The organism is Paraburkholderia sp. (assembly GCF_050742655.1).
Classification (GTDB): Bacteria; Pseudomonadota; Gammaproteobacteria; order Burkholderiales; family Burkholderiaceae; genus Paraburkholderia.
In genome coordinates this window covers 14,475-40,543 of sequence record NZ_JBOIGG010000023.1, presented here as the reverse complement: position 1 = coordinate 40,543, position 26,069 = coordinate 14,475, and the positions used below count along the sequence as shown (strand labels likewise).

Below are 26,069 nucleotides of genomic sequence, written 5' to 3'. Positions count from 1 at the left end.
CGAACCGGACATCGGGGCGCTTCGCACGAATTGCAATAGCGTTGCCGCAAATTGCGTGTACCGCTTCGTCGATCGCGCCATCCATCGGCAACAGCCCGGCTGCCCGCGGATATTACACCACGACCTCTCTTAAAACGGTCTTAAGAGCCGCTTTCAAAAACGATGTTCCGAAACCGTTTTTGTGTGTGTTTCGGAACGGGTTTTGCCGGACCGTGCGCGCTACGCGAAACGGCCGTCGGGTGTTGGCGAGCCCGGTGGATCGCGTTCCTCGGCATCGATCGCGCGGCGTTCGTGTGCAGCTGGAGCGGGGCGCGTTGTGCTGGTGGCGGTATCGGCGGCGGGGCTGTTCGCAGCGGAGCCGTTTGCGGCGATCGCGGCGGCTTTCGCGGCGATCACGCGCGCGGCGGCCGCAAGGTCGTCGATAGCCGGATCGGCTGGCGTGCCGTCGACAGGGTCGGGCGTGAGTGCGTCGCGCTGCGCACGCAATGCTTGTGCGAAAGGCAGTGCTTCAGGTGTGTCGGTTGTTGCCGTATCGGCTGCAGCATCGGCCGGCGCTTTCTGCACCGCTGCCGGTTTCGCTGCCGCTGCACGCACGCCGCGCGGCTTCGCAACCGGGCGTACAGCACGCTGCAATGCTTCGTTCAGTGCGTCGGGTTCGCGCGGCGCATTGAGGCGATCGACGATGCTTGCCGCCTTCACCTGTTCGCTCGTCGCGTCGAAGCTCAGCACCGCGCGTCGCATCAGTTCGCTGACGCTGATTGCGAGGCGCTCCGCGGTCGCGGCAATCGCGCGTTTCTGTGCGGGCGTGACGAATACGACGATGCGTTCGGTAGGCTTGCTCATGGTCGGCTCGTGCTTTGTTGGCGTCGTTCCGGTGCCCGGCGCACAGGCGCGCCGTCGCGTATCGTTTCATCATAGGACGCGGCGCCCGGACGCGAAACCGGGCGCGCGATGAAAATGCCGTGACTTCAATGAGTTGTACGCCTTTCGGCGGGTTTGTCCACAGGGCTCTCAACATTTTCTGTTGATAACTGTACCGTACGCAGGCGAGAGAGATACGGACAGGAAGCCCGATGGGGAACCATCGTGAGGGAATTCTTACAAAAAAATCGACGGATGGCCCGCCTGATTTCTTTAGAATGCGCTGTTAGGTTGCGCCGGGACCTTTGCCCACGCACCATACGGCCCACCGGGGCTTCGTGCCGTATGGCGATACGTGAGCGGTATACATTGACGGTAGCGCGTTCGGTTCGTGCACCGTCCGGTACGGGATAATCGCAGGACGGCCATTTACGCGGCCGTTCACGGGGTTGCACCGGCAGACGCAAGGGCGTCGAAAGCCGCGTCCCGATTCATGGTTCATGCGTATGCAACACGCGGCGTCGCCGATACCCGGTAACCGGCGGCCGCGCGCAGAAGGTGCGCCGCGACGCGCCTAATACTCCAGACATGCCTATCATCAAACGACCGCATTCTTCCCAGTCGCCCGGCCCGTCCGGAGATCGAGAACCTCGCCGCAATAACGGAAATCCGCCGGGACGATCCCGCAGCGACCGCGCACCACGCGGGCGTTCATTCGCGGTGTCGCTCGTGCTGTGGTTCGCGGGTCTGCTCGCGACGGCCGGTGTGATCGGCGCGCTGATCCTCGGCTATGCGCTCGTCGTGATGGGCCCGCAACTGCCGTCGCTCGATGCGCTGACCGACTATCGTCCGAAGGTACCGCTGCGCGTCTATACCGCCGACCACGTGTTGATCGGCGAATTCGGCGAAGAGCGTCGCAGTCTCGTGCGTTTCCAGGACATTCCCGACGTGCAGAAAAAAGCGGTGCTCGCGATCGAGGACTACCGCTTCTACGAGCACGGCGGCGTCGACTTCGTCGGCATCCTGCGCGCGGGCGTCGCGGATCTGATGCACGGCGGCGCGTCGCAGGGTGCGAGCACGATCACGATGCAGGTCGCGCGCAACTTCTTCCTGTCGAGCGAAAAGACCTACACGCGCAAGATCTACGAAATGCTGCTCGCGTACAAGATCGAGCGTGCGCTGACGAAGGACCAGATCCTCGAGCTGTACATGAACCAGATCTATCTGGGAGAGCGTGCGTACGGTTTCGCCGCGGCGGCGCGCGTGTATTTCGGCATCGACCTGAAGGACGTCACGCTTGCCCAGGCGGCGATGCTCGCAGGGCTCCCGAAGGCGCCGTCCGCGTATAACCCGGTCGTCAATCCGAAGCGCGCGAAGATCCGCCAGGAGTACATCCTGAAGCGGATGCTCGATCTCAGGTACATCACGCAGGACCAGTACGACCAGGCAGTGAAGGAGGATATCCATACGCGAACGGCCGGCAACGAGTACAGCGTGCACGCGGAATACGTCGCGGAAATGGTGCGCCAGATGATGTACGCGCAATACCGCGACGAAATCTACACGCGCGGCCTGAACGTCACGACGACGATCGATTCCGCCGACCAGGCCGCTGCGTACGACGCGGTGCGCAAGGGCGTGATGGATTACGAGCGGCGTCACGGCTATCGCGGGCCGGAAGGTTTCGTCGAGTTGCCGGCGCCCGGCGACGATCGCGATCAGGCAATCGACGACGCGCTCACCGATCACCCGGACAACGGCGAGATCGTCGCCGCGGTTGTCACGTCGGCGACACCGAAGGAAGTGCAGGTGCAATTCCTCGACGGCACCGGCGCGACGATCAACGGTGACGGGCTGCGTTTCGTGGCGGGCGCGCTGTCGGCGCGCGCATCGCAGACGCTGCGCATCAAGCCGGGTTCGATCGTGCGCGTGCTCGCCGACGCGAAGGGCAACTGGCAGATCACGCAGCTGCCGCAGGTCGAAGGCGCACTCGTATCGCTGACGCCGCAGGACGGCGCAATCCGCGCGCTGATCGGCGGTTTCGACTTCAACAAGAACAAGTTCAACCACGTGACCCAGGCATGGCGTCAGCCGGGTTCGAGCTTCAAGCCGTTCATTTATTCGGCGGCGCTCGACAAGGGCCTCGGACCGGCGACGATCATCAACGACGCGCCACTGTATTTCCCCGCGACCACACCGGGCGGCGACGCCTGGGAGCCGAAGGACGACGATCAGCCCGACGGTCCGATGCCGCTGCGACTCGCGCTGCAGAAATCGAAGAATCTCGTGTCGATCCGCATCCTGTCGTTCATCGGCACGAAGTACGCGCAGGACTACGTCACGCAGCGCTTCGGCTTCGATGTGGACAAGACGCCGCCGTATCTGCCGATGGCGCTCGGCGCCGGGCTCGTCACGCCGCTGCAGGAAGCGGGTGGGTACTCGGTGTTCGCGAACGGCGGCTACCGGATCAATCCGTATCTGATCTCCGAGGTCACCGATGCGCGCGGCGAGCCGATCTCGAAGGCACAGCCGCTCACCGCGGGCCACGACGCGCCGCAGACGCTGACGCCGCGCAACGCGTACATCATGAACAGCCTGCTGCATTCGGTCGCGACCGCGGGCACCGGCGCGGGCACGAACGTGCTGCATCGTTCGGACCTGCAGGGCAAGACCGGTACGACGAACGACGCGAAGGACGGCTGGTTCGCCGGTTATCAGCAGTCGCTCGTCGCAGTCGCGTGGATGGGTTACGACCAGCCGAAGAGCCTCGGTAGCCGCGAATTCGGTGCGCAGCTCGCGCTGCCGATCTGGGTCGAGTACATGCAGCGTGCGCTGCGCGGCGTGCCGCAGGCCGAACCGGCGATGCCGGACACCGTGACGACCGTCGACGGCGAACTGTTCTACGCGGATATGACGCCGGGCAACGGCTTCATCGCGAGCATCGGGATGGATGCGGCGAATCCGCTCGCGGGCGGCGCCGACGCAGTGGGCGGTATCGGGCCGGCGGGCATGACGCCGCCGCCGGTGCCGACGGTGTCGTCGGGCGAGAAGCAGCAGATCATCGACCTGTTCGAATCGAACAAGCCGTGATGTTTTGCCATACGCGGACGCGTTGTGCGTCCGCGTATGGCGATTCTTGTGTCACCAGGCGAAAGCCGTCTTCAATCAGATACCTGGCGAGGTTGTCCGGGTGTTATCAACAGGTCTCTCAACATAAGCTGTGGATAGATGCGGGCTCGCGCCTCACGTTCACGGTATCGTCAACCAAAGATCTCCAGTCCGTTCTTCTGCACAAGTTGAAGCATACGGGCCGCGATGCCGCTCGGCTTCTTGTCGCCCTGTTCCCATTGACGAACGGTGGAGGCCGTGGTGTTCAGGTACAGGGCGAACACGCCTTGACTGACCTTCACACCCTCCCGGATACGGGCGATCTGCTGGGGATTGAACTCCGGTGCCTTTTCAATGCAGAGATCGTCGTACTCGCGCATGGTTTTCTTGTCGATCACCTTCGCGCGATGCAGACCGGACGCTGCGCTGTGAATCGCCTCTGATGCATCGCTTCTGAAGCGGGTCTTGGTCATTGCAAATCTCCATGAGTTCCTTCAACGCCAGCATCCTCTCGAGGTCGGCGTTCTTCGCGTTGCCGTAGTCACGGGCAAGCGCCTTGAAGCCACGCAGCTCGCGATCGTCGATATTCTCTCGATCACTCTTCGCGAACAGGTACACGAACACCCAGAAATCCCCGATCCTGTTGACGACGATGCCGCGCTTTGTGTTCTTGTCGAGCCGCTTTTTCCAGACGTTTCCGCCGAGATCGTTGCCCTGGCCGATGTCCAGCTCCTTCGCCGCTTTGCATAAGTCAGTGTCGGGGATTCCAGCGACTCTTGCGTTCTTCGTGAACCAGGATGTCTTGAATATTCTCGAGATCGTTTTTGCCATGTATCGGCGATGCCTGAGAGCGGTTTAAATATACCACTTAGTGGTACATATATCAACCCGTCGTGTCGCAACAGGCGCTCGATCATGGAGCACCGCGACGGGACCACATAACAGACTTGTCTCTCTCGAATCCGTTCGCCGTTCGCCTCTATCCGGGCAAGGGCAGGCCAACTGGTAGATGGCCTTTTGCATGACTGGTCATCGGAGGGATGGGGGGCTACTACCCGTGACCGTTTTTGAGATAACCGCCGTGTGACGCATTTCGCACCGCCGTACAAAAGCGTCATCCGGACAACGCGTTAGCCGCGTTGTCCGAACGTTATCCACATCTTCTTCAACATAAACCGGGGATAACTCTGGTTCAGTCTTTCGCAATGTTGCTGTTGCCCGCGGGCGCGGTTGTTTGCGCGGACGCGGAGGCCGCCGAAGCCGAAGGCGTGTCCGGCAGCGGATTACCCATCGCCTGAAACAGCACCGCGGTGTCGGTGAGACGTGCGCCGCTGTAGCGGATCTCGTCGAGCCGCGCGTTGCGGTACTGCTGTTCGCTCGAACGCGCGGTCATCAGGGGCACCGCGCCGAGTCGATAACGCTGGGACGTCTCGTCGAAGATCTGCTGCGCCGAGCGCGCGGCGACGCTCGCGGCATCGAGCGATTGCGCATCGTGTTCGAGCGCGGCAAGCGAATCGGCGACGTTCTGGAACGCGGCGAGCACGGTCTGCCTGTATTGCTCGACCGCGGCCTGGTACGTGTCGTTGGCCGCGCGGCGTTGCGCAAGCAGCGCGCCGCCGTGGAAGATCGGCTGCGTCAGCGACGCGCCGATGCTCCAGATCGCACCGGCACCCGACGTCGCGAGCGGCCAGCTGAAGCCGGCGCGTCCCATCGACGCCGTCAACGACAGGCTCGGGTACATCGCCGCGGTCGCAGCACCGACGTCGGCAGCGGCTGCCTTCAGCGTTGCGTCCGCGGCCTGGATGTCGGGCCGCGCGCGCAGCAGGTCGGACGGCACCGACACGGGCACGTCCTCGGGAACATGCAGTGCGGCGAGATCGAGATCGTCGGGTGCGGCATCGGGCGTGCGGCCGAGCAGCACCGCGAGCGCATGGCGCGTCGCGAGCCATTGCTGGCGCAGTCCCGGCAGACTCGCCGTGAGCGACGCCGCGCTCTGCTGCGCATTCAGCAGATCCGCATGCGATACCGCACCGAGTTCGTAGCGACGCTGCGTGTCGCGCGCCTGATCGTTCGCGAGCGCGACGAGTTGTTCGGTCGTGTCGACCTGCGCGTGCAGCGTCGCCGCGTTGATCGCCGCCGACACGATGTTCGCCGCAAGCGCGCGGCGCGCCGCATCGAACTGGAACGCCTGCACGTCGACGCGCGCAGCGAGCGCGGCGTTCTGCAGCCGCGACGCGCCGAACAGATCGAGCGTGTAGTTCGCCTGAAGCTGCCCGGCAAACACGTTGTACAGCGCCGTGTTCGGTCCGAACACGGGGATGCCGAGCGCGCGTTCGCGGGTGGCCTGGCCGCCGGCGTCGATCGTCGGCAGCATCGAGCTGCCGATCTGCGCGCGCAGCTGTTCGTGCGCGGCGGCAAGGCTCTTGTCGGCGGCGGCGAGCGTCGGGCTGTGGTGCAGCCCTTCGTCGACGAGCGCGTTCAACGCATCCGAGCGATAGAGCTTCCACCATTCGGGCACCGCCTTCGCGCCCGCGACGAACTGCTGCGACACGCCTTGGGCCGACACGGTTCGCAGCGGCTGAGGCTCGGCGCCGTAGTGCACGGGTTGCGGCATCGCGGGCGGTGTGCCGCTCGGTCCGAACGAGCAGCCGGCGAGTATAAACAGCGTAGTGCCGGAGAGGGCAGCCGTCGTGCGGCGCAGGACAGAGTGGTTCATGGTCAGTTTCCCGAATGCGCGGCGGCGTCGGCCGGCGGATCGCGCTCGTCGCCGCGGACGCGGAACGACATCGCGTACAGCGCCGGCAGGTAGAACAGCGTCAGCACGGTCGCGCTCGTGATGCCGCCCATCAACGCGGTTGCCATTGGCCCGAAGAAGTTCGAGCGCAACAGCGGAATCAGTGCGAGCACAGCGGCGGCCGCCGTCAGCGTGATCGGCCGGAAGCGTCGCACGGTCGCGCCGACGATCGCGTCGAAGCGGCGATGGCCGGCCGCGATGTCCTGTTCGATCTGGTCGACGAGAATCACCGAGTTGCGCATGATGATGCCGAACATCGCGATCACGCCAAGCATCGCGACGAAGCCGAACGGCTGGCCGAACAGCAGCAGCGTCGCGACGACGCCGATCAGCCCGAGCGGCGCGGTCAGCACGACCATCAGCACGCGTGCGAAGCTCTGCAACTGGATCATCAGCAGCGTTAGTACGGCGACGAGCATGATCGGCATCTGCGCGTTGATCGACGTCTGGCCTTTCGCGCTTTCCTCGACCGAGCCGCCGATCTCGATTCGATAGCCGACCGGCAGCGTGCTGCGCACCGCTTCGAGCGCATGATCGACCGCGTGCGTGACGTCGATGCCCTGCGCGTTCGCGACCACATCCGATTGCACGGTGATCGTGGGTTGCCGGTCGCGTTCCCACACGACGCCGTATTCGAGGTCGTTGCGCAGATGGCCGAGCGTACCGAGCGGCACCGGACCGTTCGGTGTCGGCATCGCGAGCGTGAGCAGCTGCGACGGATCGACGCGTTCACGCTTCGGCGCGCGCAGATCGACGCTGATCAGCTTGTCGTACTCGCGGTACTGCGTGACCGTGTAGCCAGACAGCGTCATCGCGAGGAAGCTGGACACGTCGTCGGACGTGACGCCCAGTTCGCGCGCTTTCTTCTGGTCGATCTCGAAGCGCACCGAGCGTTCGGCCGGCTCGTCCCAGTCGTACTGCACGTTGCTCGTGCGGGCATCGGCACGCATTGTCGCCGCGACGCGCTCGGCGATCGAGCGTACCGTCGCGATGTCGTCGCCGCTCACGCGGAACTGCACCGGATAGCCGACCGGCGGCCCGTTCTCGAGCCGCGACAGACGCGTGCGGATCGCCGGATACTGGTTGCGCAGCGTCGGTTCGAGCCAGCTCGCGAGCTTCTCGCGATCCTTGACGCTCTTCGCGGTGACGACGAACTGCGCGAAGTTCGGCTGCGGCAGTTGCTGGTCGAGCGGCAGATAGAAGCGAGGCGCGCCGGTGCCGACGAAGTTCACGAAATGATCGATCTCAGGCCGGCCGTCGAGCGTCTTTTCGAGGCGCTGCACCTGGCGCAGCGTTGCTTCGAACGATGCGCCTTCCGGCAGCCGCACGTCGATCAGTAGTTCAGGCCGATCGGAACTCGGGAAGAACTGCTGCGGCACGAGCGTGAAGCCCGCCAGCGACACGACGAACAGCGTGACGGTGATCCCGAGCACGACAAAGCGTCGCTCGATGCACCACGCGTTCCAGCCGCGCAACCGTCGATAGAAGCGGGTGTCGTAGATGTCGTGCTCATGTTCGTGTTCCTCACCATGTTCCTGGCCATGAGTCGGCGCCGGACGTTTACGTTCCGGCAGCAGGCGATACCCGAGCAGCGGAATCAGCACGACCGCCGCGAACCACGACGCGATCAGCGCGATCGCCGAGACCTCGAAGATCGAGCGCGTGTATTCGCCGGTGCTCGACTTCGCGAGCGCGATGGGCAGAAAACCCGAGACGGTGACGAGCGTGCCGGTCAGCATCGGGAACGCGGTGCTGGTGTAGGCGAACGCGGCGGCGCGCGTGCGGCTCCAGCCCTGTTCGAGCTTCACGGCCATCATCTCGACCGCAATGATCGCGTCGTCGACGAGTAGCCCGAGCGCGAGCACGAGCGTGCCGAGCGATACCTTGTGCAGGCCGATGCCGAACACGTACATGCACAGCGCAGTGACCGCGAGCACGACCGGGATCGAGATCACGACGACGAGGCCCGTGCGCACACCGAGCGACACGAGGCTCACCACCAGCACGATCGCGATGGCTTCGGCGACGGCCTCGAGGAAGTCGTCGACCGAGTGCGCTACTGCGTTCGGCATGCTCGACACTTCGACGAGCTTTAGCCCCGCGGGCAGCGCGGCACGCAGCTCGGCTGTCTTCGCGTCGAGCGCCTTGCCGAGGCGGATCACGTCGCCGCCCGGCTGCATCGTGACGCCGACGCCGAGCACGTCGTGGCCGCCGAAGCGCATCCGTGTCGACGGCGGATCGTCGTAGCCGCGCCGGATCGTCGCGATGTCGCCGAGCCGGAACGAGCGGTTGTTCACGCGGATCAGCGTGTCGGCGAGCGCGTTCACGTCGCCGAACTGGCCGCTCGGGCGGACGAACACGCGGTCGTCGAAGGTCGTCAGCGTGCCGGCCGGCGACACGGCGTTCTGCGCGTTGATCGCCTGCGCGATCTGCTGCGGCGAGATGCCGAGGCGTGTGAGCTGCGTATTCGTGATCTCGATGTAGATGTGCTGGTCCGGATCGCCGAAGTAATCGACCTTCGCGACGCCCGGCACGCGCAGCAGCACGGTGCGAAGTTGATCCGCGTAGTCGTGCAACTGCGCCGGCGAATAGCCGTCGCCTTCGAGCGTATAGATGTTCGTGTAGACGTCGCCGAACTCGTCGTTGAAGAACGGGCCCTGTATGCCGGGCGGCAGCGTCGATGCGATGTCGCCGACCTTCTTGCGGATCTGGTACCAGGTTTCGGGCACCTGGGAGACCGGTGCCGAGTCCTTCATCGTGTAGAAAATCAGCGATTCGCCGGGGCGCGAATAGCTGCGCAGGAAGTCGGTCGACGGCGTTTCCTGCAGCTTGCGGCCGATACGGTCCGTTACCTGTTCCTGCACCTGACGCGCGGTCGCGCCGGGCCAGAACGTGCGGATCACCATCACGCGGAACGTGAACGGCGGATCTTCCGATTGCGCGAGCCGCGTGTACGCGAGAATCCCGAACGCGGTGGCGAGCCCGATCAGGAAGACGACCAGCGCCTGATGGCGCAGCGCCCACGCGGACAGATTGAAGCGTCCTTCTTCGTGCGCTGCATTCATGACGCGAAGTCCTCCGGATGCAGCGGCGCGATCACGTGCACTTTTTCTCCGGCGGTGACCGTGTGCACGCCTTGAAGCACGACGCGTTCGCCGTCCTTCAACCCCTGCGACACGGAGACGGTGCGCTCGGTGTAACGCGCGACCTGCACGCGGCGCAGTTCGAGCGCGTTGTCGGCGGCGCGCACGACCCACACGGCCGGTGCTTTGCCGTCGTGGAACAACGCGGTGGCGGGCAGTGTGAACGACGACCCGGCGGCGATGTTGCCCGTGAGCGCGATGTTGGCCGTCATGCCGAGGCGTACGTCGGGGCCTGGATTATCGAGCGTGAGCCTTGCGCGCCACGTGCGGCTCTGCGGATCGGCGGCGGGCGACAACTCGCGCACGCGCGCGCTGAACGTGCGTCCCGGCAGCGCCGAGAGTGTGACCGTCGCGTGCTGGCCGACCGCTAGCGACGCGAGCGAGGTTTCCGGCGCATCGCAGACGACGTCGATGTCGCCGCTCCACGCGAGGTTGTAGACGGCCTGGCCCGCGGACACGTTCTGCCCGGTGTCGGCCTGTTCGGCGGTGATCACGCCGGCGTGGTCGGCGGTGAGCGTCGCGTATTGCAACTGGTCTTTGGCGAGCGCGGCCTGCTGCGCGGCCTGGTCGCGCTGCGCGCTCGCCGATGCGTACGCATCCTCGGTCTGTTCGAGCTGGGCACGCGCGATCAGGTTGGCCTGCGCCTGCGCGCGGTCGCGATCAAGCTGCTGCTTCGCATATACGAGACGATGCTGCGCGGCATCGAGCTGCGCCTGCGCACTGGCGGAATTTTTCTGCGCGTCGGCGGGGTCGAGCTGCGCGACGATCTGGCCGGCCTTTACCGTATCGCCGAGCCGCACGCGGCGCTCGACGATCTTGCCCGCGATCCGGAACGACAGCGGCGTCGAATAGCGCGCCTGGATTTCGGCCGGCAGCGTCGACGTGCCGGGACGGCCGTCGGCCTGCACCGTGGCCGCGACAACTGGCCGAGGCGCGGGGGCCGCCGCTTCTTTCTTCTGACAAGCCGCGAGCAGGACGACGCCGGACATCGCCAGCACGAACGCCGCCCGGCGCAGTGACGCAGCGGGCCGCGCCGGTGGCCGGGACGGGAAGAGGGCCGCTTGCGCGGCGCGGGAATCAGAAGAATCGGGAGAATCGGGACGATTCACGGTGGCTCCGGTCGGGAGAGAGCGAAAAGAAACGGGCAACCGGTGCGGGCATGCCGCGCGGAAACCACGCGCAGCCCGATGAGCGAGTGCAGCACGCCGCCGGTCAAATGGTGGAATGCATTCTAATACAACACTGTATCTGAGTGCAAAGATGAATGTGTAATCGATTCGATGCTAGACTTAAGTCATGAAACGAACACGCCTGACTCGCGAGCAGAGCAAAGACCAGACGCGCCTGCGTCTGCTCGATGCCGCGCAAGCCATTTTCATGAAGAAGGGATTCGTCGCCGCGAGCGTCGAGGACATCGCGGCCGCGGCCGGGTACACGCGCGGCGCGTTCTACTCCAACTTCAGCAGCAAGACCGAGTTGTTTCTCGAACTGCTGCGGCGCGATCACGAACTGATGCAGACCGAGCTGCAGGACATTTTCACGGGCGGCGCCACGCGTGAAGAGATGGAAGCGCGTGTGCTGCTGTACTACAGCCACATGCACCGCGATAACCGGTGCTTCCTGCTATGGGCCGAAGCGAAGCTTGTCGCCGTGCGCGACGCGCGTTTTCGCACGCGCTTCAACGCGTTCATGCACGAGAAGCTCGAGCAGATGGCCGCCTATATCAGCGAGTTCTCGGCGCGTACAGCGGTGCCGCTGCCGGTGCCGGCGGAAGTACTCGCAGTGGGGTTGATGGGCCTGTGCGACGGCGTGCAGTTCCTGTACACGATCGACCCGAAGAACGTCACGGGTGATCTGGCGGAATCGGTGCTGGGGGAGTTTTTCGGGCGCGTTGTGTTCGGGCGCGGGGCGGTGGGGTGAGACGCGGCACGGCGGCTTGTATTTTCAATCAGCTGCTTGATCCCGGCCCGTCGTTGCCGCCGATCAGCCGGGTCACCGCGTCGCAATTCGCGTAGTCCTGTTCGGGCAGGCCGTCCAGCATCGACAGCACGTCGTTGCTCGCGCCGGCTTCGCGCGCGGCGTCGACGAGTGCATCCTTGTTCGCCGGATAGCGGACCGCCTGCAGCACGTCGCTGATCTGCAGATCGATCGGCTCGTCTGGAATGCTCGGTCCGGTCATCGGGGGCTCCGGTGTGAGCAGTGTGAACTGGCCGTCAGGTTTGCAGATGCTCGTCGGGGCCGGCGAATGCGTGGCTCAGATGATGCGACTTTGGCAGGGCGATGGTCTGCCACTGCTGCGACACGGAATCGCCGGTGGCGGAGTCCGTAGCGGCATTCCCGGCGGGCGTGGTACCTGCAGGACCCGCCGGTCCGGCTGCCGACGCTTCGGTGACGTCGCGCGCCGTATGGATGGGCGCGGCGAAACAGGAAGCGGACAGCAGCACCATGGTCATCAGCGTCGAGGTTTTCATCGCCAGACCTCCTTTCCTCATGCAGCACCATGGCTGCAGCAAGCGCCGTGCCACTCCGGAAACCGGAAGCGCACCCGCCCGGCGCGGGCATCGCGTGGCCCGCGAGACGCGCCTTATTACATCTTATACGGCAATTTCCGTCGGCGCTTTTTACAGCACCGCCGGTCGATGGAGGAGCGCGAACGGTCGTGCGGTCCGGCTCAGCGCATGACGTCGAAACGGACCCACGGCCACGACGGCCGGTCGCGCATATAGCCGTTCAGCCAGTTCCATTGCGGATGGCGTTTCATGAACGCCTGCGCGTCGAACGGCCGGCCGCACGGATGACCCCAGCGCGCGAAAAACGCCATGTCGCGGGCCATCTCGCTGTCGACCACCTTGCCGTCGTTCGCGCCCCACGGATTGAACGGGCCATGCTCGGTGCCGCCGAAGCGGGCATCGTCGAGTTCGAGGTGTCCGCAGATGGTTCGCGAGCACGGGTTGTCCGCCTGCTGCAGATAGACGTCGTGGTGATCGGCGATCATCTGCTTCGCGAGTTCGACGTCGATGCGCCCGCGATGCTCTTCCTCCAGTTGCATGAAACGCACCCGCCGCGCGCCGTTGTGGCGCACGTCGGTGTAGTCCTCGCCTTCGCCGATGCATTCCTGATTGCGGATCTTCAGATCGGTCGCGGTGTTGTAGCCGCTGTAGAAGCCGTCCTTCGTGCTCTCGAAGCCCGAGTAGTGCAGCCCGAGTTCGTAGCGCGCGATCTCGCCGGTCTTCGTATCGCCGAGCAGCCAGCTGTTCGCGTAGCCGCCGTTGTTGTCGCGCGCGAACATCTCGCACCATTCGCCGATGCTGTTCGCGTACTGGCTCGCGCGCCGCGACCGGTAGAACTCCGGCGCGCCCGCCGGGTTGTAGCCGACGAAGTTCGAGATCGTCGTTTCGGTCACCATCAGGCCGGCGGCGGTGACCCAGAAGTCGGTGAGACTCGAGATGCAGCCGGGCAGTCCCTGCATCAGGATCCGGTGGCCCGCGTCGGGCGCGATGTCGAAGACGACGTTGAACGCATCGCCGGCCGCATAGCGGTCCCACGAGTTGTGCGCCATCACGATGCGACCATCGCGCGTCGCGCCGCCGGTCGCGATGAACGCGCTGCAATGATGACCACGCCGGCCGCGCCACGGCTTGATACCCAGTTGCGGCTGGGCTGCCGACGCATGGGCCGGCCACCAGCTCTGCAGCAGGTCCATGTAGCCATTCCAGGCGAGCACGTCGGCGAACCGCAGGCCGGCGCCGTCGGCGATGCCCTGGATTTCGTCGGCGAACTCGGTGTCGAGCTTCGGTGCGAACTGTTCGACGGCGGCGTCGACGAAGGTGTCGAAGTCTTCGCCGGTGTCCCACTTCGCGAGGTAGCGCGCGGTGCGGATCGCGCTCTGGATTTCCGCGGCGAGTAGCTGACCGTGTTGCGTGCCGCGATCGTAAGGCTCGCCTGCGACGTGCACGAAAATCCAGCCCGCGTGGTCGCGGCGAACGGCATCGAGGGAAGGCTCGCTCATCTTCGCTCCGGTCGGACAGGGCTGCGCGGCGATGTCTTGGTACATCGACGATGCGCCGCGATTCGTTTCATTGTAGAAAATCTGCGGCGGTTTGCCCCGGCGTTTCAGCGCGTCGGATTCATCCGGAAATACGCATCGAGCAGTGAGGTCTTGTAGACCACGCCGGCCAGCAGCGGATGCTTGATGCTTTCGACGACCGGCAACCGCTCGCCCTGGAACGCCATGAAATGCTGCAACGCGACGCCGAGTGGCATGTCCGGTGTCAGCACGTCGAAATGCGGCTGCAGATAATCGGCGGCGGTGCGCGCGGACGTGTCGCGCCGCTCGAGCAGGTCCGACGTGATGTCCTTCAGCGCGACGACGCCGAGAAAGCAGCCGGCTTCGTCAGTCACGTACAGATATTTGACCGGATACTCGAGAAAAACGCGCGTCATTTCCTGCACGGTCGCATCGGGCCGCACGACGGTATCGGGCGGTTTGATCAGCTCGCGCATCTGGGTTGCGCGCAGCCGCATCCGCTCCTGTTCCTCGCGGTTGCGATGCAGCGTGATTTCGTACATCGACGTCTTCGCGATCGCGCGCGACACGAAATACGCGACCACACACGACAGCATCAGCGGCAGCACGACCTGATAGCTGAGCGTCATTTCGAAGATCATCAGGATTGCCATCAGCGGCGCCTGCGTCGCGCCCGCGAGGAACGCACCCATGCCGACCATCGCGTACGCGAACGGCGCGGACGTAGCATGCGGCCACAGCGCATGCATCCCCTGACCGAACAGCGAGCCGAGCACCGCGCCGACGAACAGCGTCGGCGTGAAGATCCCGCCGACCGCGCCCGAACCCGCTGTCGCCGCTGTCGCGACGATCTTGAAGACGAGCACCATCACGAGCGCGGACCAGGTCCACGGCGAATGCAGGATCGAGTTGACGACGCTATAGCCGTTGCCCCATACCTCGGGCGACCACACCGACAGGATGCCGACCGCGAGGCCGCCGAGCGCGAGCTTGATCGGCAGCGGCAGCACGATGCGGCGGAAGCCCGCCTTCGACAGATCGAGCAGGCGCAGGAACTGCGGCGCCGCCGCGCCGCACAGCAGACCGAGCGCGACGAACAGCAGCACCTCGACGCCGGTGACGGGCGGAAACACCGGCATTTCGTAAGGCGGTCGATAGCCTGCGAACTCGCGCATCGTAATGTTCGCGACCACCGATGCGACGACCACCGGTCCGAAGCTTTCCATCGCGATCGAGCCGAGCACGATTTCGGTGACGAAGAACGCGCCCGCGATCGGCGCGCTGTACGCCGACGTGATACCGGCCGCGGCGCCGCACGCGACCAGCAGCCGCAACCGCGGCGGATCGAAGTGCACGACGCGGCCGACGAGCGACGCGGCGAGCGCCGCAAGCTGCACCATCGGACCTTCGCGGCCGATCGAGCCGCCGCTCGCGATCGTGAATAGCGACGACACGCTGCGCCACAGGCTCAGCCGTACCGGCACGATGCCGTCGCCGATCGCGACCGCTTCCATGTAGTCGACGTGATTGTTGCGATCCGCGCCGCGCCGCGCGATCAACAGGAAGAGGCCCGCGATAAGACCGCCCGCCGCGGGCAGGCAGATGCGCACGGTCCACGGCAGCTTGCGCGCCATCTCGACGAAGCTGCCGGGCTCGCCCGAGATCGCGCGTTGCAGCAGCGCGATGCCCTCGCGAAACGCCATCGTCGCGAACGCGCCGGCGACGCCGACGATCACCGACCACAGCAGCATCGTGTGCGCGTCCGACAGTCTGAACAGCCGTTGCGCGCGGGTGCGCAGTTTCAGCAGGAATGAGAGCACGGCGGGAGCGTGGAGCGTGAGTGGAATGGTGCGAGCGGAAGAATAGCATCGCGTCCGCCAGTCTTGATGTGCACGGTGGACGCGGACAGGAGATTAAGCGACAGGAATGATCCCGCAGGCGCGTTTAGCGGCCGGCTTTGTCGAGTTCCGGATAGTGCCGGAAGACGCACGCCTCGTTGTGCCGAGTGCGGCGGTCGGACTCGAGATACGCGGCAATCCGCGGTCGCTCGGCGATCCGGTCGTGCAATGCCACGAGCCGCGGGTAGTGCGTACTGAAGCGCCTCGTGCCGCGCGGGAATGCGTACATCAGCCCATCGATCAGCTGGAACATCGACAGGTCGACGTAAGTCAGCGCATCGCCGACGAGGTAAGTGTCGCCGGCCGGATTCTGCGCGAGCACGCGTTCGAAGTAGCGCATGAACTTCGGAATGCGGTGATCGATGAAGTCGTGCGCGCGGGTTTTCGCGGCGTCCTTCTGGTCTTCGTAATAGAGGTTGCTCGCGAGCGGATGATGCGTGTCGTGCGCTTCCGTGACGGCGTCGGCGATTGTCAGCTGCAGACCGTTCGCGACGTAGCGTAGCGGCTCGCCGCGTGGCGCGAGACCGAGCTTCGGGCCGAGATAGAACAGGATGTTCGCGGTCTGCGGGATGATCAGGCCGCCTTCCTGCAGGTCCTGCAGGAATGGCGGCGCGAACGGCGGATGCGCTTCGTCGGGGCTGTCGAGCAGCGCCATCATCGCGCCGGTGCCGAGATCCTCCGACTCGTCGCCGCGCGCCACGTCGACATAGTCCGCGCCGGCTTCCTCCAGCGCGAGCCGCACGAATTCGCCGCGGCCCTGGAGGCCGTCCCAGTAGTAGAGTTTGTACGTCATCGATCGGTCCTCGCTCACACGGGTTGAGTCTGTCGGGCGAGCATGCAGTATGCCGCGAAGTCTCGGATGCGTGCGATGCGTGCGACCGGGAAAGCGCAAAAGCCCTGCGCGAAGCAGGGCTGGGCGTGATGCCGGGCGAGGTCAGCCGAGGACGCGTTCGACGAGCCACGTGATCGCGAGCCCCCCGAAGGTCAGCCACACATACAGGATCAACCCGGTGGTCAGCGCGCGCGGTCCGGCCTGGCGAATCTGCGACACGCGTGTTTCGATGCCGAGCGCGGTCATTGCCATCGTCAGTGCGAAGGTGTCGAGCGTGTTCACTGTCTGCGTCGCGACTTCGGGCAGGACGTGCAGCGAATTGACGATCACCAGTGCGAGAAAGCCGAGTGCGAACCAGGGGATCGCGAGCTTGTGCGGTGCATGTGTGCCTGCAGTGCTGCCGGCCGTCGTGCCGCGCGCGGTCCGGTTGAGCCACACACCGAGCACGAGCAGCACGGGCACCAGCAGCATCACGCGGGTCATCTTGACGATCGTCGCGATGTGAGTCGCCTCGGGGCTGACGTTGCTCGCCGCGCCGACCACCTGCGCAACCTCGTGAATCGTGCCGCCGAAGAAGAGGCCCGCGCCGATCGTGTCGAGATGCAGCCAGCCTGCGCGATACAGCGCCGGGTACAGGAACATCGACAGCGTGCCGAACAGCACGACGCTGCCGACCGCCATCGCGCTCTTGTGCGGCTTCGACTGCAGCGTCGATTCGAAGGCGAGCACCGCGGCCGCACCGCAGATCGCGCTGCCGGCGGCGGTGAGGATCGCCGTGTCGCGATCGAGCTTCATCACCTTCATGCCGACCCACGTGCCGATGACGAGCGTGCTGACGACGATCAGTACCGACACCGTGAGCCCCGGCAGACCGACCTGCGCGATTTCCTGCAGACTGACCCGCAGCCCGAAGAACGCAACCGCGATCCGCAGCAGCTTGCGTGCCGAAAAGTTGACACCGGACGCCCAGCTGTCGGGCATGCCGTCGCGCAGTACGTTGCCGTAGATCGCGCCCGCGACGATCCCGACGATCAGCGGACTGAGCCCGAGTCCCGCGATGGCCGGCAGCTGCGCGACGCGTGTCACCGCGGCGGCGAACAGCGCGACGAACAGGATCCCGTTGAGATGACCCCGAGTCGACGAGGCTGCGGCCAGTACTGGGGTGTTGAGAGGGGTGGTGGACATGCTGGGGCCTCCATGAGGCGTTCTGATGCGATGGCCTAATCCTAATTTGGATATATCGATATGAGAAATTGTGATTTGTGACGTAAAATATCGGCTCAACCGATAATTAACCGCCATGACCCCTGATCAGCTTATAACGTTTGCCGCAGTCGCCGAGCAGCTGAACATCAGCCGCGCGGCGGAGACGCTGCATCTGTCGCAGCCGGCGGTGTCAGGGCAGTTGCGGCTCTTGCAGGACGAGTTCGGCGAGCCGCTGTATCAGCGGGAAGGGCGTGGCGTGCGGCTGACGCCGACTGGCGAGCAGCTTGCGACCTACGCGGCGCGTCTGCGCGATACCTGGCGCCAGGCGCACGCGTATCGCGACGCGTTGCGCGGGATGGAGCGCGGCACGCTGCGGATCGGTGCGAGTACGACGCCCGCGAGCTACCTGCTGCCGTATCTGATTGCCGATTTTCGCCAGCACTATCCGGACGTCACCCTTCATGTCGCCGACGGCAACACGTCGGAGATCGTCGGCGCGTTGGCGTCGGTCGATATCGCGCTGATCGAAGGGCCGGTGGGTTCGGATCTGCCTCCCGATACGGGAGTTCATCCGTGGCACGAGGATGAGATCGTCGCGATCATGCCGAGTACGCATCCGCTCGTGACTGTCGGCGCGGCCGGGCCACGTCGTGCGACGCTTGCCGAACTCGGCCCGTGGCCGCTGGTGCTGCGCGAAGCGGGCTCGGGTGTGCGGCAGATCGTCGAGCGTGCGTTCGCGCGCGCGGCCGCGCCGATGCGGGTGGCGCTCGAGATCGCTGGCGTCGAAGGCGTGAAAGAGGCGGTGCGCGCGGGGATGGGCATCGGCTTCGTATCGGCGATGTCGATGCGCCACGAGGACGACGCGCTGTGCGTCGTCTCGCTCGCGCCGGAGCCGTTGACCCGCCGCTTTTCGATCCTCGTGCCGCATGCAAGTGCGCCGTCGCGCGTCGCGCAGCGGTTTCTCGAGATGTGCATGACGTAGGGGATTACCACGATGGTTCGGTGACCACGCGGGGCGCATGATTTACGCCATCGAAGCGCACCAGCGCTTTTTTTCGACCTGCAGATGGAACCGGTTCCAATGACTGTGGCCAGTACGCTGCAGCCGGTAACAAGGAAGCCTCGATATGAGTGAAGTCGTGATTGTCGCGAGCGCGTTCGGCGTGGAGTCGATCCGGCGCGATGGACATCGCGCGTGGCTCGCGGTCGCGGCTACGGCTGGCGCCGCCGGCTTCGAAGTTCGCCGCGAACTATTCGCGTCCGATGACCAGGCAGCGCCGCGCGCACTGCAGGAACTCGGCGCCGCGATCACGGCGCTCGGCATGTGGCCGGTCTATTCGACGCCGGCCGCGCTGTACTCCGACGACGGCACGCTCGATACCGCTGCGTTGAAGCTCGCACTCAATGAAGCACAGGCGCTCGGCGCGCGCTTCGTCAAACTGCAGCTGGGCGGTTTCGCGGACCGCCCGCAGACCGCCGAACTCGCCGCGTGCTTGAGTGGCGAAGCGCGGCCACGCCTGCTGGTCGAAAACGGCCAGTTGCGTATGGGCGGCTCGCTGGCGCAATTCGCGGCGCTGTTCGATGTGCTTGACCGCGATGGACAACCGGATCTCGTCGGCATGACGTTCGATATCGGCAACTGGCGCTGGCCAGGTGAAGACCCGATCGAGGCGGCGAAGCAACTCGCGCGTCGCGTCGAGTACGTGCATTGCAAGGCGGTGACCGGCGAGGGCGCGCGACGCTTCGCCGTCGCACCGGCCGCCGACGATCCGCTCTGCGCTGCCGTGTTGCCGCTGCTGCCGCACAGTGTGCCGCGCGGCATCGAATTTCCGTTCGACACGACACGCGTCGCCGCCGACGCATCGCATTACGTCGCGTGGCTTGCGAACGCAGCACAACCCACAGCACGACCCGCCGCACAACCCACAGCACGACCCGCCGCACAACAGAAGGAGACACCATGACCCCGTCACTCGATGTCGTCACCTATGGCGAAGCCATGGCGATGTTCGTCGCGAACGAGCCGGGCCCGCTCGCGGACGTCGGGCAGTTCACGAAGCGCGTCGCGGGCGCCGACCTCAACGTGGCGATCGGGCTGTCGCGGCTCGGCTTCAACGTCGGCTGGATGAGCCGCGTCGGCCGCGATTCGTTCGGTGACTACGTGCGTGCGACGCTGTCGCGCGAACGCATCGACCAGCGTCGCGTGACGACCGACGAGCGCTACCCGACCGGCTTCCAGCTGAAGTCGAAGAACGACGACGGTAGCGATCCGGCGATCGAGTATTTCCGCAAGGGCTCGGCGGCGAGCCACCTGTCGCTCCACGACTACGACGCTGCGTACGTGCTCGGCGCGCGCCATCTGCATCTGACCGGAGTTGCGCCCGCGCTGTCCGTGTCGTCGCGTGAACTCGCGTTCCATCTCGCGCGCGAGATGCGCGCGGCGGGCCGCACGATCTCGTTCGATCCGAACCTGCGTCCGACGCTGTGGCCTTCGCGCGAAGCGATGGTCGCCGCGCTGAACGAACTCGCGTCGCTCGCCGACTGGGTGCTGCCGGGCCTCGGCGAGGGCGAGATTCTGACGGGCCACACGCGTCCCGATGACATCGCGCGTTTCTACCTCGACCGCGGCGCGCGCGGCGTCATCGTGAAACTCGGACCGCAGGGCGCGTACTTCCGCACGGCCGACAGCGAAGGCACGGTCGCTGCTCAGCCGGTCGAACGCGTCGTCGATACCGTCGGGGCCGGCGACGGCTTCGCGGTCGGCGTCGTCAGCGCGTTGCTCGAAGGACGCTCGTTGACGGAAGCCGTCGCGCGCGGCAACCGGATCGGCGGGTTCGCGATCCAGGTGATCGGCGATTCGGAAGGCCTGCCGACGCGCGCCGAACTCGACGCGCTCGAACAGGCTACGCACGTGTGAGCAGCACGGCGGCATAGCAGAATGAAGCAAAAATCTGGAGACGAAGGAGACAACCCATGAACTCATCGCTTGCAATGCGCCGTTGGTGGACGATCATGCCGATCGTCTTCATCACGTACAGCCTCGCGTATCTGGATCGCGCGAATTACGGCTTCGCGTCCGCGGCTGGCATCAATCAGGATCTCGGCATCAGCAAGGGTTTGTCGTCGCTGATCGGTGCGCTGTTTTTCCTCGGCTATTTTTTCTTCCAGATTCCGGGCGCAATCTACGCGGAACGACGCAGCGTGAAGAAGCTCGTCTTCTGGAGCCTGATTCTGTGGGGCGGCTGCGCGGCGCTGACTGGCATCGTGAGCAACGTGCCGTCGCTGATGGCGATCCGCTTCATGCTCGGCGTCGTCGAGGCGGCCGTGATGCCGGCGATGCTGATCTTCATCAGCAACTGGTTCACGAAGCACGAGCGCTCGCGCGCGAACACGTTCCTGATTCTCGGCAATCCGGTGACAGTGCTGTGGATGTCGGTCGTGTCGGGCTATCTCGTGCACTCGTTCGGCTGGCGTCACATGTTCATCGCCGAAGGCGTGCCCGCGGTGCTGTGGGCCGTGTGCTGGTGGTTCCTCGTGAAGGACAAGCCCGCGCAGGTCTCGTGGCTGTCGCGCGACGAAAAGGACGCGCTCGACGCGGCTCTGCGCGCGGAGCAGGCGGCGATCAAACCGGTGCGCAATTACAGCGAGGCGTTTCGCTCGCCCGCGGTGATCAAGCTGTGCGCGCAATACTTTTGCTGGAGCATTGGCGTCTACGGTTTCGTGCTGTGGTTGCCGTCGATCCTGAAGAACGGCTCGACGCTCGGCATGGTCGAAACCGGCTGGCTGTCGGCGCTGCCGTACCTCGCTGCGACGATCGCAATGCTCGCGGTGTCGTGGGCATCGGATAAACTCGATCGGCGCAAGGTGTTCGTGTGGCCGTTCCTGCTGCTCGGCGCGATCGCGTTCGCCGCGTCGTATGCGCTCGGTTCGACGCATTTCTGGTTGTCGTATGCATTGCTGGTGATCGCGGGTGCCGCGATGTACGCGCCGTACGGGCCGTTCTTCGCGATCGTGCCGGAACTGCTGCCGAAGAACGTCGCGGGCGGCGCGATGGCGCTGATCAACAGCATGGGTGCGCTGGGTTCGTTCGTCGGCTCGTACATGGTCGGTTATCTGAATGGCGCGACCGGTTCGCCGGCTGCGTCGTATGCGTTCATGAGCGTCGCGCTCGTCGCGGCTGTGATCTTCACGCTCGCGGTGAAGCCGCAGCAGTCGACGGCACGGACGTTGACCCCCCCTTTGCAAGCAAAGCACGGAGAAGGACACTGATGAACAGGATCGTTGCGTACAAACCGTTGCCCGACGACGTGCTCGCATATCTGCGCGAACACGCGGAGGTCGTACGGATAGAAGCAGGCCCGGACGAAGCGCACGACGCATTCGTCGCCGCGCTGCACGATGCGGACGGCGCGATCGGTGCGAGCGTGAAGATCACGTCCGCGATGCTCGAAGGCGCGCCGCGGCTGAAGGCGCTGTCGACGATCTCCGTCGGCTACGACAACTTCGACGTCGCAGACCTGACGCGCCGCGGCATCGTGCTCGCGCACACGCCGGACGTGTTGACCGAATCGACAGCCGATACCGTGTTCTCGCTGATCCTCGCCACCGCGCGACGTGTCGTCGAACTCGCCGACTGGGTGAAGGCCGGGCAGTGGACCCACAGCATCGGCCCCGAGCATTTCGGCGTCGACGTGCAGGGCAAGACGCTCGGCATCGTCGGGCTTGGCCGGATCGGCGGAGCGGTCGCGCGACGGGCGGCGCTCGGCTTCAACATGCAGGTGCTGTACACGAACCGCAGCCCGAACCGCGAAGCGGAAGCCGCGTGGGGCGCACGCCGCGTCGAACTGGCCGAGCTGCTCGCGCAGTCCGATTTTGTCTGTCTGCAGGTGCCGCTTACGCCGGAGACCCATCATCTGATCGGCGCCGAGCAACTTCGGGCGATGAAGAAGAGCGCGATCCTGATCAATGCGTCGCGCGGCGCGACCGTCGACGAAGCGGCGCTGATCGACGCGCTCCAGGCAGGCACGATTCACGGCGCCGGGCTCGACGTGTTCGCGCATGAACCGCTCACCGCCGATTCGCCGCTGCTGACGCTGAGCAATGTCGTCGCGCTGCCGCATATCGGGTCGGCGACGCACGAGACGCGTCATGCGATGGCGCGCTGCGCCGCCGAAAATCTCGTCGCGGCGCTGGCGGGCACGTTGACGCGCAACGTCGTGAACCGCGAGGTGCTCGCGCGATGAGTGGCGCGCCAGGCGACACGAATCCGCCGCGACGCGCGACGATCAGCGACGTCGCGCGCGAAGCCGGTACGGGCAAGACGAGCATCTCACGCTATCTGAACGGCGAGATGAGCGTGCTGTCGGAGGACATCCGCACGCGCATCGCCGCGGCGATCGAACGGCTCGACTATCAGCCGAACCAGATGGCGCGCGGTCTGAAGCGTGGCCGCAACCGGCTGATCGGCATGCTGCTCGCCGACCTGACGAACCCGTATTCGGTCGAGGTATTGCAGGGCGTCGAAGCCGCGTGCCACGCGCTTGGCTACATGCCGCTGATCTGCCACGCCGCCAACGAAGTCGAGATGGAGCGGCGTTTCCTGCAACTGCTCACGACGTACCGCGTCGAAGGCGTGATCGTCAATGCGCTTGGCGTGAGCGAGGAAACGCTGCGGCCGGTGGGCAGCGGCATTCCGGCTGTGCTCGTCGACCGGATGATCGAAGGGCTGGCCGCCGACATGGTCGGCCTCGACAACGCGGATGCGGTGAACCGCGCGACGCGTCACTTGCTGGAGCAGGGCTTCGACGACATCCGGTTCGTCGTGCAGCCGTACGAATCGGTCAGTTCGCGCCGGCTGCGCGAGGCCGCGTTCCACGCGACGCTGCGCGAACAGCAACGTGCGGGGGAAGCAAGGGGAGAAGCGAGGGGAGAAACGGTCGTCCTCGATCTCGCGGACGAAACAAGCGTCGCGCGCACGCTCGCGCAACTCGATGCCGCGATCGATGCCGCACCGCGCCGGCTCGCGCTGTTCGCTGCGAACGCGCCGGTCGCACTGCGCATCGCGCTGCATCTCAACCAGCGACTCGGCGCGCGCTGGCCCGAGCGCGTTGCGCTGCTGTCGATCGACGATCCCGACTGGGCCGAACTCGCTGGCATCACGACGGTTCGTCAGCCGACCTACGACATCGGCTATCGGGCAGTGGAGTTCCTGCACGAGCGGATCGACGGTGCCAAAGCGCCGGCGCGCGACTGCCTGCTGCCGGGCGAACTGATCGTACGCGCGTCGACGACGCGCTGATCTGCGATCATTCGGGTTGCGGCGCGCGAACCGTGCGCGCCGGTTACTGCAAGGAACCTCATGGTCGTCGCTCCACTCACGCTGGTCTGTCTGTCGCTCACGACGCTCTTCATCGCGATCGTCCCCATCATCCTGTACCGCCGCCTGAAGGTGCCGTTCGCGTTCAACCGGCGCGACGTCATCGCCGGTATCGCGGTGTTCGCGGCGTTCGCGATGGTGATCGAGCGCGCGGTGAACGACTACCTGTTGCGTTTGAATCCGGTGACGTCCGGGTGGCTGTCGAATCCGTTTGTGTTCGTCGTGTACGGCGCGCTTGCGGCGGGTATCTGCGAGGAGGTCGGCCGTTTTATCGCGATGCGCATGATGTGGCGTCGCGCGGCACCCGGCACGCCCGCGGCCGACCCGTCCGGCGACGGCCGCGCGCTCGCGTATGGTATCGGTCACGGTGGCGCGGAAGCGTGGCTCGTCGGCGTGCTGGTGCAGGCACAGTGGATTTTCTTCGCGGTGCTCGCGAACCGTGGGCAACTCGACAGTCAGATGTCGAACCTGCCGCCCGACGCGCTGATGCGCATGCACCTGATTCTCGCGACGCTGTCGCCGGTGACGAGCGGTATCTTCACGCTCGAGCGTCTTGCGTCGCTGGTGCTTCAGATTGGCCTGTCGGTGTTGATGTGGCGCGGGGTGCGGGCCGGCTGGCGCGGCATCCTGCCGCTCGCGATCATCGTGCATGCAGTCATCGAATTGCCGGCTGCGATGTTTCAGGTGCGGATGCTGTCGCTTGTCGAAGTGGACGGCCTGTATGTGATCGCGGCGATCGTGGTCGCCATCGTGCTGGTGCGTCGCGTGCGGCGGCCGGGTGTGCTTGCCTGAACGCTGCCGTGCGGTCGCGCATCGTGGCATGATTCGCCGCGCGGCTGCATCGGTTTCATCGGCAACGCGGTGCCGTAGCCGCATTCCGATTCACGACGTTCTCAGTCCCGACGCTTATGGAAGAAGCCTACCAGTACGACTGCGCGAGTCCTGATATCGAGGAGCTCGCGCGCGTGATCAGCGATCTGTTCCCCGAGCAGACGCGTTTCGCCGAACAGCCCGCCGACGACGGTACGCCGACGCTGGTCGTTCACTGGGTCGCGATGCGCTTCGGATCGACCGCGCGCCGTATCGCGCTGCACGTGGTGGTGTCGCCCGCTGCGCTCGCACGCTATCGAGCATTGCCCGCACGGTTACGCGGACGGAGTTTCGCGGTACTGCGGGCGTATGTGGAAGCATCGATCGGCTCGCTCGAGGAGCAGTATGCGAACGGCGAGCCGGTGCCGAAAGAAGTGACGGTCGATCTCGGCGACGAGTTTGCTTAATGGATTTGCATGAAGGGTTCGCATGAGGACCGTGATAGTCACGCGTCGCCGGCGATCCGATACACCTTCGCGAATCGCGCGGCCTGCACGACGCCGTAATCGCCGGGCGCATATTGCATGATCCAGTCGCCGGCGTTGCCGGTGAGCACGTCGCCGCCGTCCGCGGAGCGCGCGAGCGAGAACGCTTCATCCATGCGTTTCGCGAGCACGACGGCGGGGCGGTTGCGATAGGCGCCAGGCGTGCCGTGCACGAGCGTCGCATCTGCCGGGACGTATTTCGCATCGAAGCGCGCGCGGGACACGACCCAGCGGTCACCGGTGGAACCGGTGATCAACGCGTCGCCCGGCACGTAGCGATTCGGGCCTTCGAGACTCATCAGTTCGCCGTCGTGTGCGGCGAAATCGACGGCGACCGTTTCATCCTTGACGACGCGTTGAGTGGCGGCATCGGTACGCAGGTCGATGTGACGGAGTTCGATCATGACGCGGGTGCCCGGCTTCGGGGCGGGTAGTGGACGAGGCCGCAAGCGTAACGCTAAAGCGCGCG

22 protein-coding genes and 1 pseudogene are annotated in these 26,069 nt (G+C 65.4%); 10 read left to right on the top strand and 13 right to left on the bottom strand.

All coding sequences use genetic code 11. From position 1 onward, the window contains the following. Positions 1-219: 219 nt before the first annotated feature. On the bottom strand, positions 220-843 hold the full coding sequence (locus ACREXZ_RS26585; protein ID WP_431767115.1) for a hypothetical protein: 624 nt from the start codon (positions 841-843) through the stop codon (positions 220-222). Between the two features lie 606 nt (positions 844-1,449). Between ACREXZ_RS26585 and ACREXZ_RS26580 the strand changes: the two genes are divergently transcribed. Then, a complete protein-coding gene (locus ACREXZ_RS26580) occupies positions 1,450-3,951 on the top strand; it encodes a penicillin-binding protein 1A (RefSeq protein ID WP_431767114.1) in 2,502 nt (833 codons plus the stop codon). A 170-nt stretch (positions 3,952-4,121) separates the two neighbouring features. Here ACREXZ_RS26580 and ACREXZ_RS26575 read toward each other — a convergent pair whose 3' ends face one another. From ACREXZ_RS26575 to ACREXZ_RS26555, 5 genes and pseudogenes are all read right to left on the bottom strand, one after another. After that, positions 4,122-4,442, bottom strand: a complete 321-nt coding sequence (locus tag ACREXZ_RS26575; protein ID WP_431767113.1) for a helix-turn-helix domain-containing protein — start codon at positions 4,440-4,442, stop codon at positions 4,122-4,124. Then, a pseudogene (locus tag ACREXZ_RS26570) lies at positions 4,441-4,800 on the bottom strand (type II toxin-antitoxin system RelE/ParE family toxin); the annotation flags it as partial. The pseudogene ACREXZ_RS26570 and the gene ACREXZ_RS26575, both read right to left, overlap by 2 nt. A 361-nt stretch (positions 4,801-5,161) precedes the next feature. Further along, on the bottom strand, positions 5,162-6,685 hold the full coding sequence (locus tag ACREXZ_RS26565) for an efflux transporter outer membrane subunit (protein WP_431767112.1): 1,524 nt from the start codon (positions 6,683-6,685) through the stop codon (positions 5,162-5,164). A 2-nt stretch (positions 6,686-6,687) separates the two neighbouring features. Then, on the bottom strand, positions 6,688-9,828 hold the full coding sequence (locus ACREXZ_RS26560; protein WP_431767111.1) for an efflux RND transporter permease subunit: 3,141 nt from the start codon (positions 9,826-9,828) through the stop codon (positions 6,688-6,690). Then, a complete protein-coding gene (locus tag ACREXZ_RS26555; protein ID WP_431767148.1) occupies positions 9,825-10,895 on the bottom strand; it encodes an efflux RND transporter periplasmic adaptor subunit in 1,071 nt (356 codons plus the stop codon). Before ACREXZ_RS26555 ends, ACREXZ_RS26560 begins: the two co-directional genes overlap by 4 nt. A gap of 307 nt (positions 10,896-11,202) precedes the next feature. Between ACREXZ_RS26555 and ACREXZ_RS26550 the strand changes: the two genes are divergently transcribed. Further along, positions 11,203-11,826 (top strand): TetR/AcrR family transcriptional regulator, encoded by a 624-nt coding sequence (locus ACREXZ_RS26550; RefSeq protein ID WP_431767110.1) that lies wholly within the window; start codon positions 11,203-11,205, stop codon positions 11,824-11,826. Between the two features lie 28 nt (positions 11,827-11,854). Here the strand turns inward: ACREXZ_RS26550 and ACREXZ_RS26545 are convergent, their stop codons facing one another. The 6 genes from ACREXZ_RS26545 to ACREXZ_RS26520 form a co-directional block, all read right to left on the bottom strand. Beyond that, positions 11,855-12,085 carry a DUF2795 domain-containing protein gene (locus ACREXZ_RS26545; RefSeq protein WP_431767109.1) on the bottom strand — a complete coding sequence of 77 codons (231 nt, stop codon included), beginning with the start codon at positions 12,083-12,085 and terminating at the stop codon, positions 11,855-11,857. A 34-nt stretch (positions 12,086-12,119) separates the two neighbouring features. Beyond that, entirely contained in the window at positions 12,120-12,377 is a 258-nt protein-coding gene (locus tag ACREXZ_RS26540; RefSeq protein WP_431767108.1) for a hypothetical protein, read from the bottom strand. A 200-nt stretch (positions 12,378-12,577) separates the two neighbouring features. Then, positions 12,578-13,915: a C45 family autoproteolytic acyltransferase/hydolase gene (locus ACREXZ_RS26535; protein ID WP_431767107.1), complete on the bottom strand. Its 1,338-nt coding sequence runs from the start codon at positions 13,913-13,915 to the stop codon at positions 12,578-12,580. Positions 13,916-14,019: 104 nt separating this feature from the next. Further along, entirely contained in the window at positions 14,020-15,753 is a 1,734-nt protein-coding gene (locus ACREXZ_RS26530) for a ClcB-like voltage-gated chloride channel protein (protein ID WP_431767106.1), read from the bottom strand. A 124-nt stretch (positions 15,754-15,877) separates the two neighbouring features. Next, complete coding sequence (locus ACREXZ_RS26525; protein WP_431767105.1) at positions 15,878-16,624, bottom strand: glutathione S-transferase; 747 nt, start codon at positions 16,622-16,624, stop codon at positions 15,878-15,880. Positions 16,625-16,765: 141 nt separating this feature from the next. After that, complete coding sequence (locus tag ACREXZ_RS26520; protein WP_431767104.1) at positions 16,766-17,848, bottom strand: YeiH family protein; 1,083 nt, start codon at positions 17,846-17,848, stop codon at positions 16,766-16,768. Positions 17,849-17,963: 115 nt separating this feature from the next. On the opposite strand from ACREXZ_RS26520, the gene ACREXZ_RS26515 reads away from it, so the two are divergent. The 8 genes from ACREXZ_RS26515 to ACREXZ_RS26480 all read left to right on the top strand — a co-directional run bounded on the left by ACREXZ_RS26515 (position 17,964) and on the right by ACREXZ_RS26480 (position 25,522). Further along, entirely contained in the window at positions 17,964-18,851 is an 888-nt protein-coding gene (locus ACREXZ_RS26515) for a LysR family transcriptional regulator (RefSeq protein ID WP_431767103.1), read from the top strand. Positions 18,852-18,996: 145 nt separating this feature from the next. Then, positions 18,997-19,833 carry a sugar phosphate isomerase/epimerase family protein gene (locus tag ACREXZ_RS26510; protein ID WP_431767102.1) on the top strand — a complete coding sequence of 279 codons (837 nt, stop codon included), beginning with the start codon at positions 18,997-18,999 and terminating at the stop codon, positions 19,831-19,833. Next, positions 19,830-20,786 carry a sugar kinase gene (locus tag ACREXZ_RS26505; RefSeq protein ID WP_431767101.1) on the top strand — a complete coding sequence of 319 codons (957 nt, stop codon included), beginning with the start codon at positions 19,830-19,832 and terminating at the stop codon, positions 20,784-20,786. The genes ACREXZ_RS26510 and ACREXZ_RS26505 overlap by 4 nt, the downstream gene beginning before the upstream one ends. Before the next feature lie 56 nt (positions 20,787-20,842). Beyond that, positions 20,843-22,138, top strand: a complete 1,296-nt coding sequence (locus ACREXZ_RS26500; protein WP_431767100.1) for an MFS transporter — start codon at positions 20,843-20,845, stop codon at positions 22,136-22,138. Beyond that, positions 22,138-23,112, top strand: a complete 975-nt coding sequence (locus ACREXZ_RS26495) for a 2-hydroxyacid dehydrogenase (RefSeq protein WP_431767099.1) — start codon at positions 22,138-22,140, stop codon at positions 23,110-23,112. The genes ACREXZ_RS26500 and ACREXZ_RS26495 overlap by 1 nt, the downstream gene beginning before the upstream one ends. After that, the gene (locus ACREXZ_RS26490; RefSeq protein ID WP_431767098.1) at positions 23,109-24,167 is read left to right on the top strand and encodes a LacI family DNA-binding transcriptional regulator; all 1,059 of its coding nucleotides are present in this window, start codon (positions 23,109-23,111) and stop codon (positions 24,165-24,167) included. The genes ACREXZ_RS26495 and ACREXZ_RS26490 overlap by 4 nt, the downstream gene beginning before the upstream one ends. 60 nt (positions 24,168-24,227) lie before the next feature. Beyond that, positions 24,228-25,037: a YhfC family intramembrane metalloprotease gene (locus ACREXZ_RS26485; RefSeq protein WP_431767097.1), complete on the top strand. Its 810-nt coding sequence runs from the start codon at positions 24,228-24,230 to the stop codon at positions 25,035-25,037. 116 nt (positions 25,038-25,153) lie between these two features. Beyond that, on the top strand, positions 25,154-25,522 hold the full coding sequence (locus ACREXZ_RS26480; protein WP_431767096.1) for a DUF3022 domain-containing protein: 369 nt from the start codon (positions 25,154-25,156) through the stop codon (positions 25,520-25,522). 38 nt (positions 25,523-25,560) lie between these two features. Here ACREXZ_RS26480 and ACREXZ_RS26475 read toward each other — a convergent pair whose 3' ends face one another. Then, positions 25,561-26,004 carry a PGDYG domain-containing protein gene (locus tag ACREXZ_RS26475; protein WP_431767095.1) on the bottom strand — a complete coding sequence of 148 codons (444 nt, stop codon included), beginning with the start codon at positions 26,002-26,004 and terminating at the stop codon, positions 25,561-25,563. Between the last annotated feature and the right edge of the window lie 65 nt (positions 26,005-26,069).

Coding starts and splice junctions, on each gene's coding strand:
- ACREXZ_RS26575 (WP_431767113.1), bottom strand. CDS start 4,442: ATGACCAAGACCCGCTTCAGAAGCGATGCATCAGAGGCGATTCACAGC.
- ACREXZ_RS26480 (WP_431767096.1), top strand. CDS start 25,154: ATGGAAGAAGCCTACCAGTACGACTGCGCGAGTCCTGATATCGAGGAG.
- ACREXZ_RS26490 (WP_431767098.1), top strand. CDS start 23,109: ATGAGTGGCGCGCCAGGCGACACGAATCCGCCGCGACGCGCGACGATC.
- ACREXZ_RS26520 (WP_431767104.1), bottom strand. CDS start 17,848: ATGTCCACCACCCCTCTCAACACCCCAGTACTGGCCGCAGCCTCGTCG.
- ACREXZ_RS26580 (WP_431767114.1), top strand. CDS start 1,450: ATGCCTATCATCAAACGACCGCATTCTTCCCAGTCGCCCGGCCCGTCC.
- ACREXZ_RS26510 (WP_431767102.1), top strand. CDS start 18,997: ATGAGTGAAGTCGTGATTGTCGCGAGCGCGTTCGGCGTGGAGTCGATC.
- ACREXZ_RS26585 (WP_431767115.1), bottom strand. CDS start 843: ATGAGCAAGCCTACCGAACGCATCGTCGTATTCGTCACGCCCGCACAG.
- ACREXZ_RS26485 (WP_431767097.1), top strand. CDS start 24,228: ATGGTCGTCGCTCCACTCACGCTGGTCTGTCTGTCGCTCACGACGCTC.
- ACREXZ_RS26540 (WP_431767108.1), bottom strand. CDS start 12,377: ATGAAAACCTCGACGCTGATGACCATGGTGCTGCTGTCCGCTTCCTGT.
- ACREXZ_RS26500 (WP_431767100.1), top strand. CDS start 20,843: ATGAACTCATCGCTTGCAATGCGCCGTTGGTGGACGATCATGCCGATC.
- ACREXZ_RS26475 (WP_431767095.1), bottom strand. CDS start 26,004: ATGATCGAACTCCGTCACATCGACCTGCGTACCGATGCCGCCACTCAA.
- ACREXZ_RS26550 (WP_431767110.1), top strand. CDS start 11,203: ATGAAACGAACACGCCTGACTCGCGAGCAGAGCAAAGACCAGACGCGC.
- ACREXZ_RS26565 (WP_431767112.1), bottom strand. CDS start 6,685: ATGAACCACTCTGTCCTGCGCCGCACGACGGCTGCCCTCTCCGGCACT.
- ACREXZ_RS26560 (WP_431767111.1), bottom strand. CDS start 9,828: ATGAATGCAGCGCACGAAGAAGGACGCTTCAATCTGTCCGCGTGGGCG.
- ACREXZ_RS26525 (WP_431767105.1), bottom strand. CDS start 16,624: ATGACGTACAAACTCTACTACTGGGACGGCCTCCAGGGCCGCGGCGAA.
- ACREXZ_RS26495 (WP_431767099.1), top strand. CDS start 22,138: ATGAACAGGATCGTTGCGTACAAACCGTTGCCCGACGACGTGCTCGCA.
- ACREXZ_RS26515 (WP_431767103.1), top strand. CDS start 17,964: ATGACCCCTGATCAGCTTATAACGTTTGCCGCAGTCGCCGAGCAGCTG.
- ACREXZ_RS26555 (WP_431767148.1), bottom strand. CDS start 10,895: ATGTCCGGCGTCGTCCTGCTCGCGGCTTGTCAGAAGAAAGAAGCGGCG.
- ACREXZ_RS26505 (WP_431767101.1), top strand. CDS start 19,830: ATGACCCCGTCACTCGATGTCGTCACCTATGGCGAAGCCATGGCGATG.
- ACREXZ_RS26535 (WP_431767107.1), bottom strand. CDS start 13,915: ATGAGCGAGCCTTCCCTCGATGCCGTTCGCCGCGACCACGCGGGCTGG.
- ACREXZ_RS26545 (WP_431767109.1), bottom strand. CDS start 12,085: ATGACCGGACCGAGCATTCCAGACGAGCCGATCGATCTGCAGATCAGC.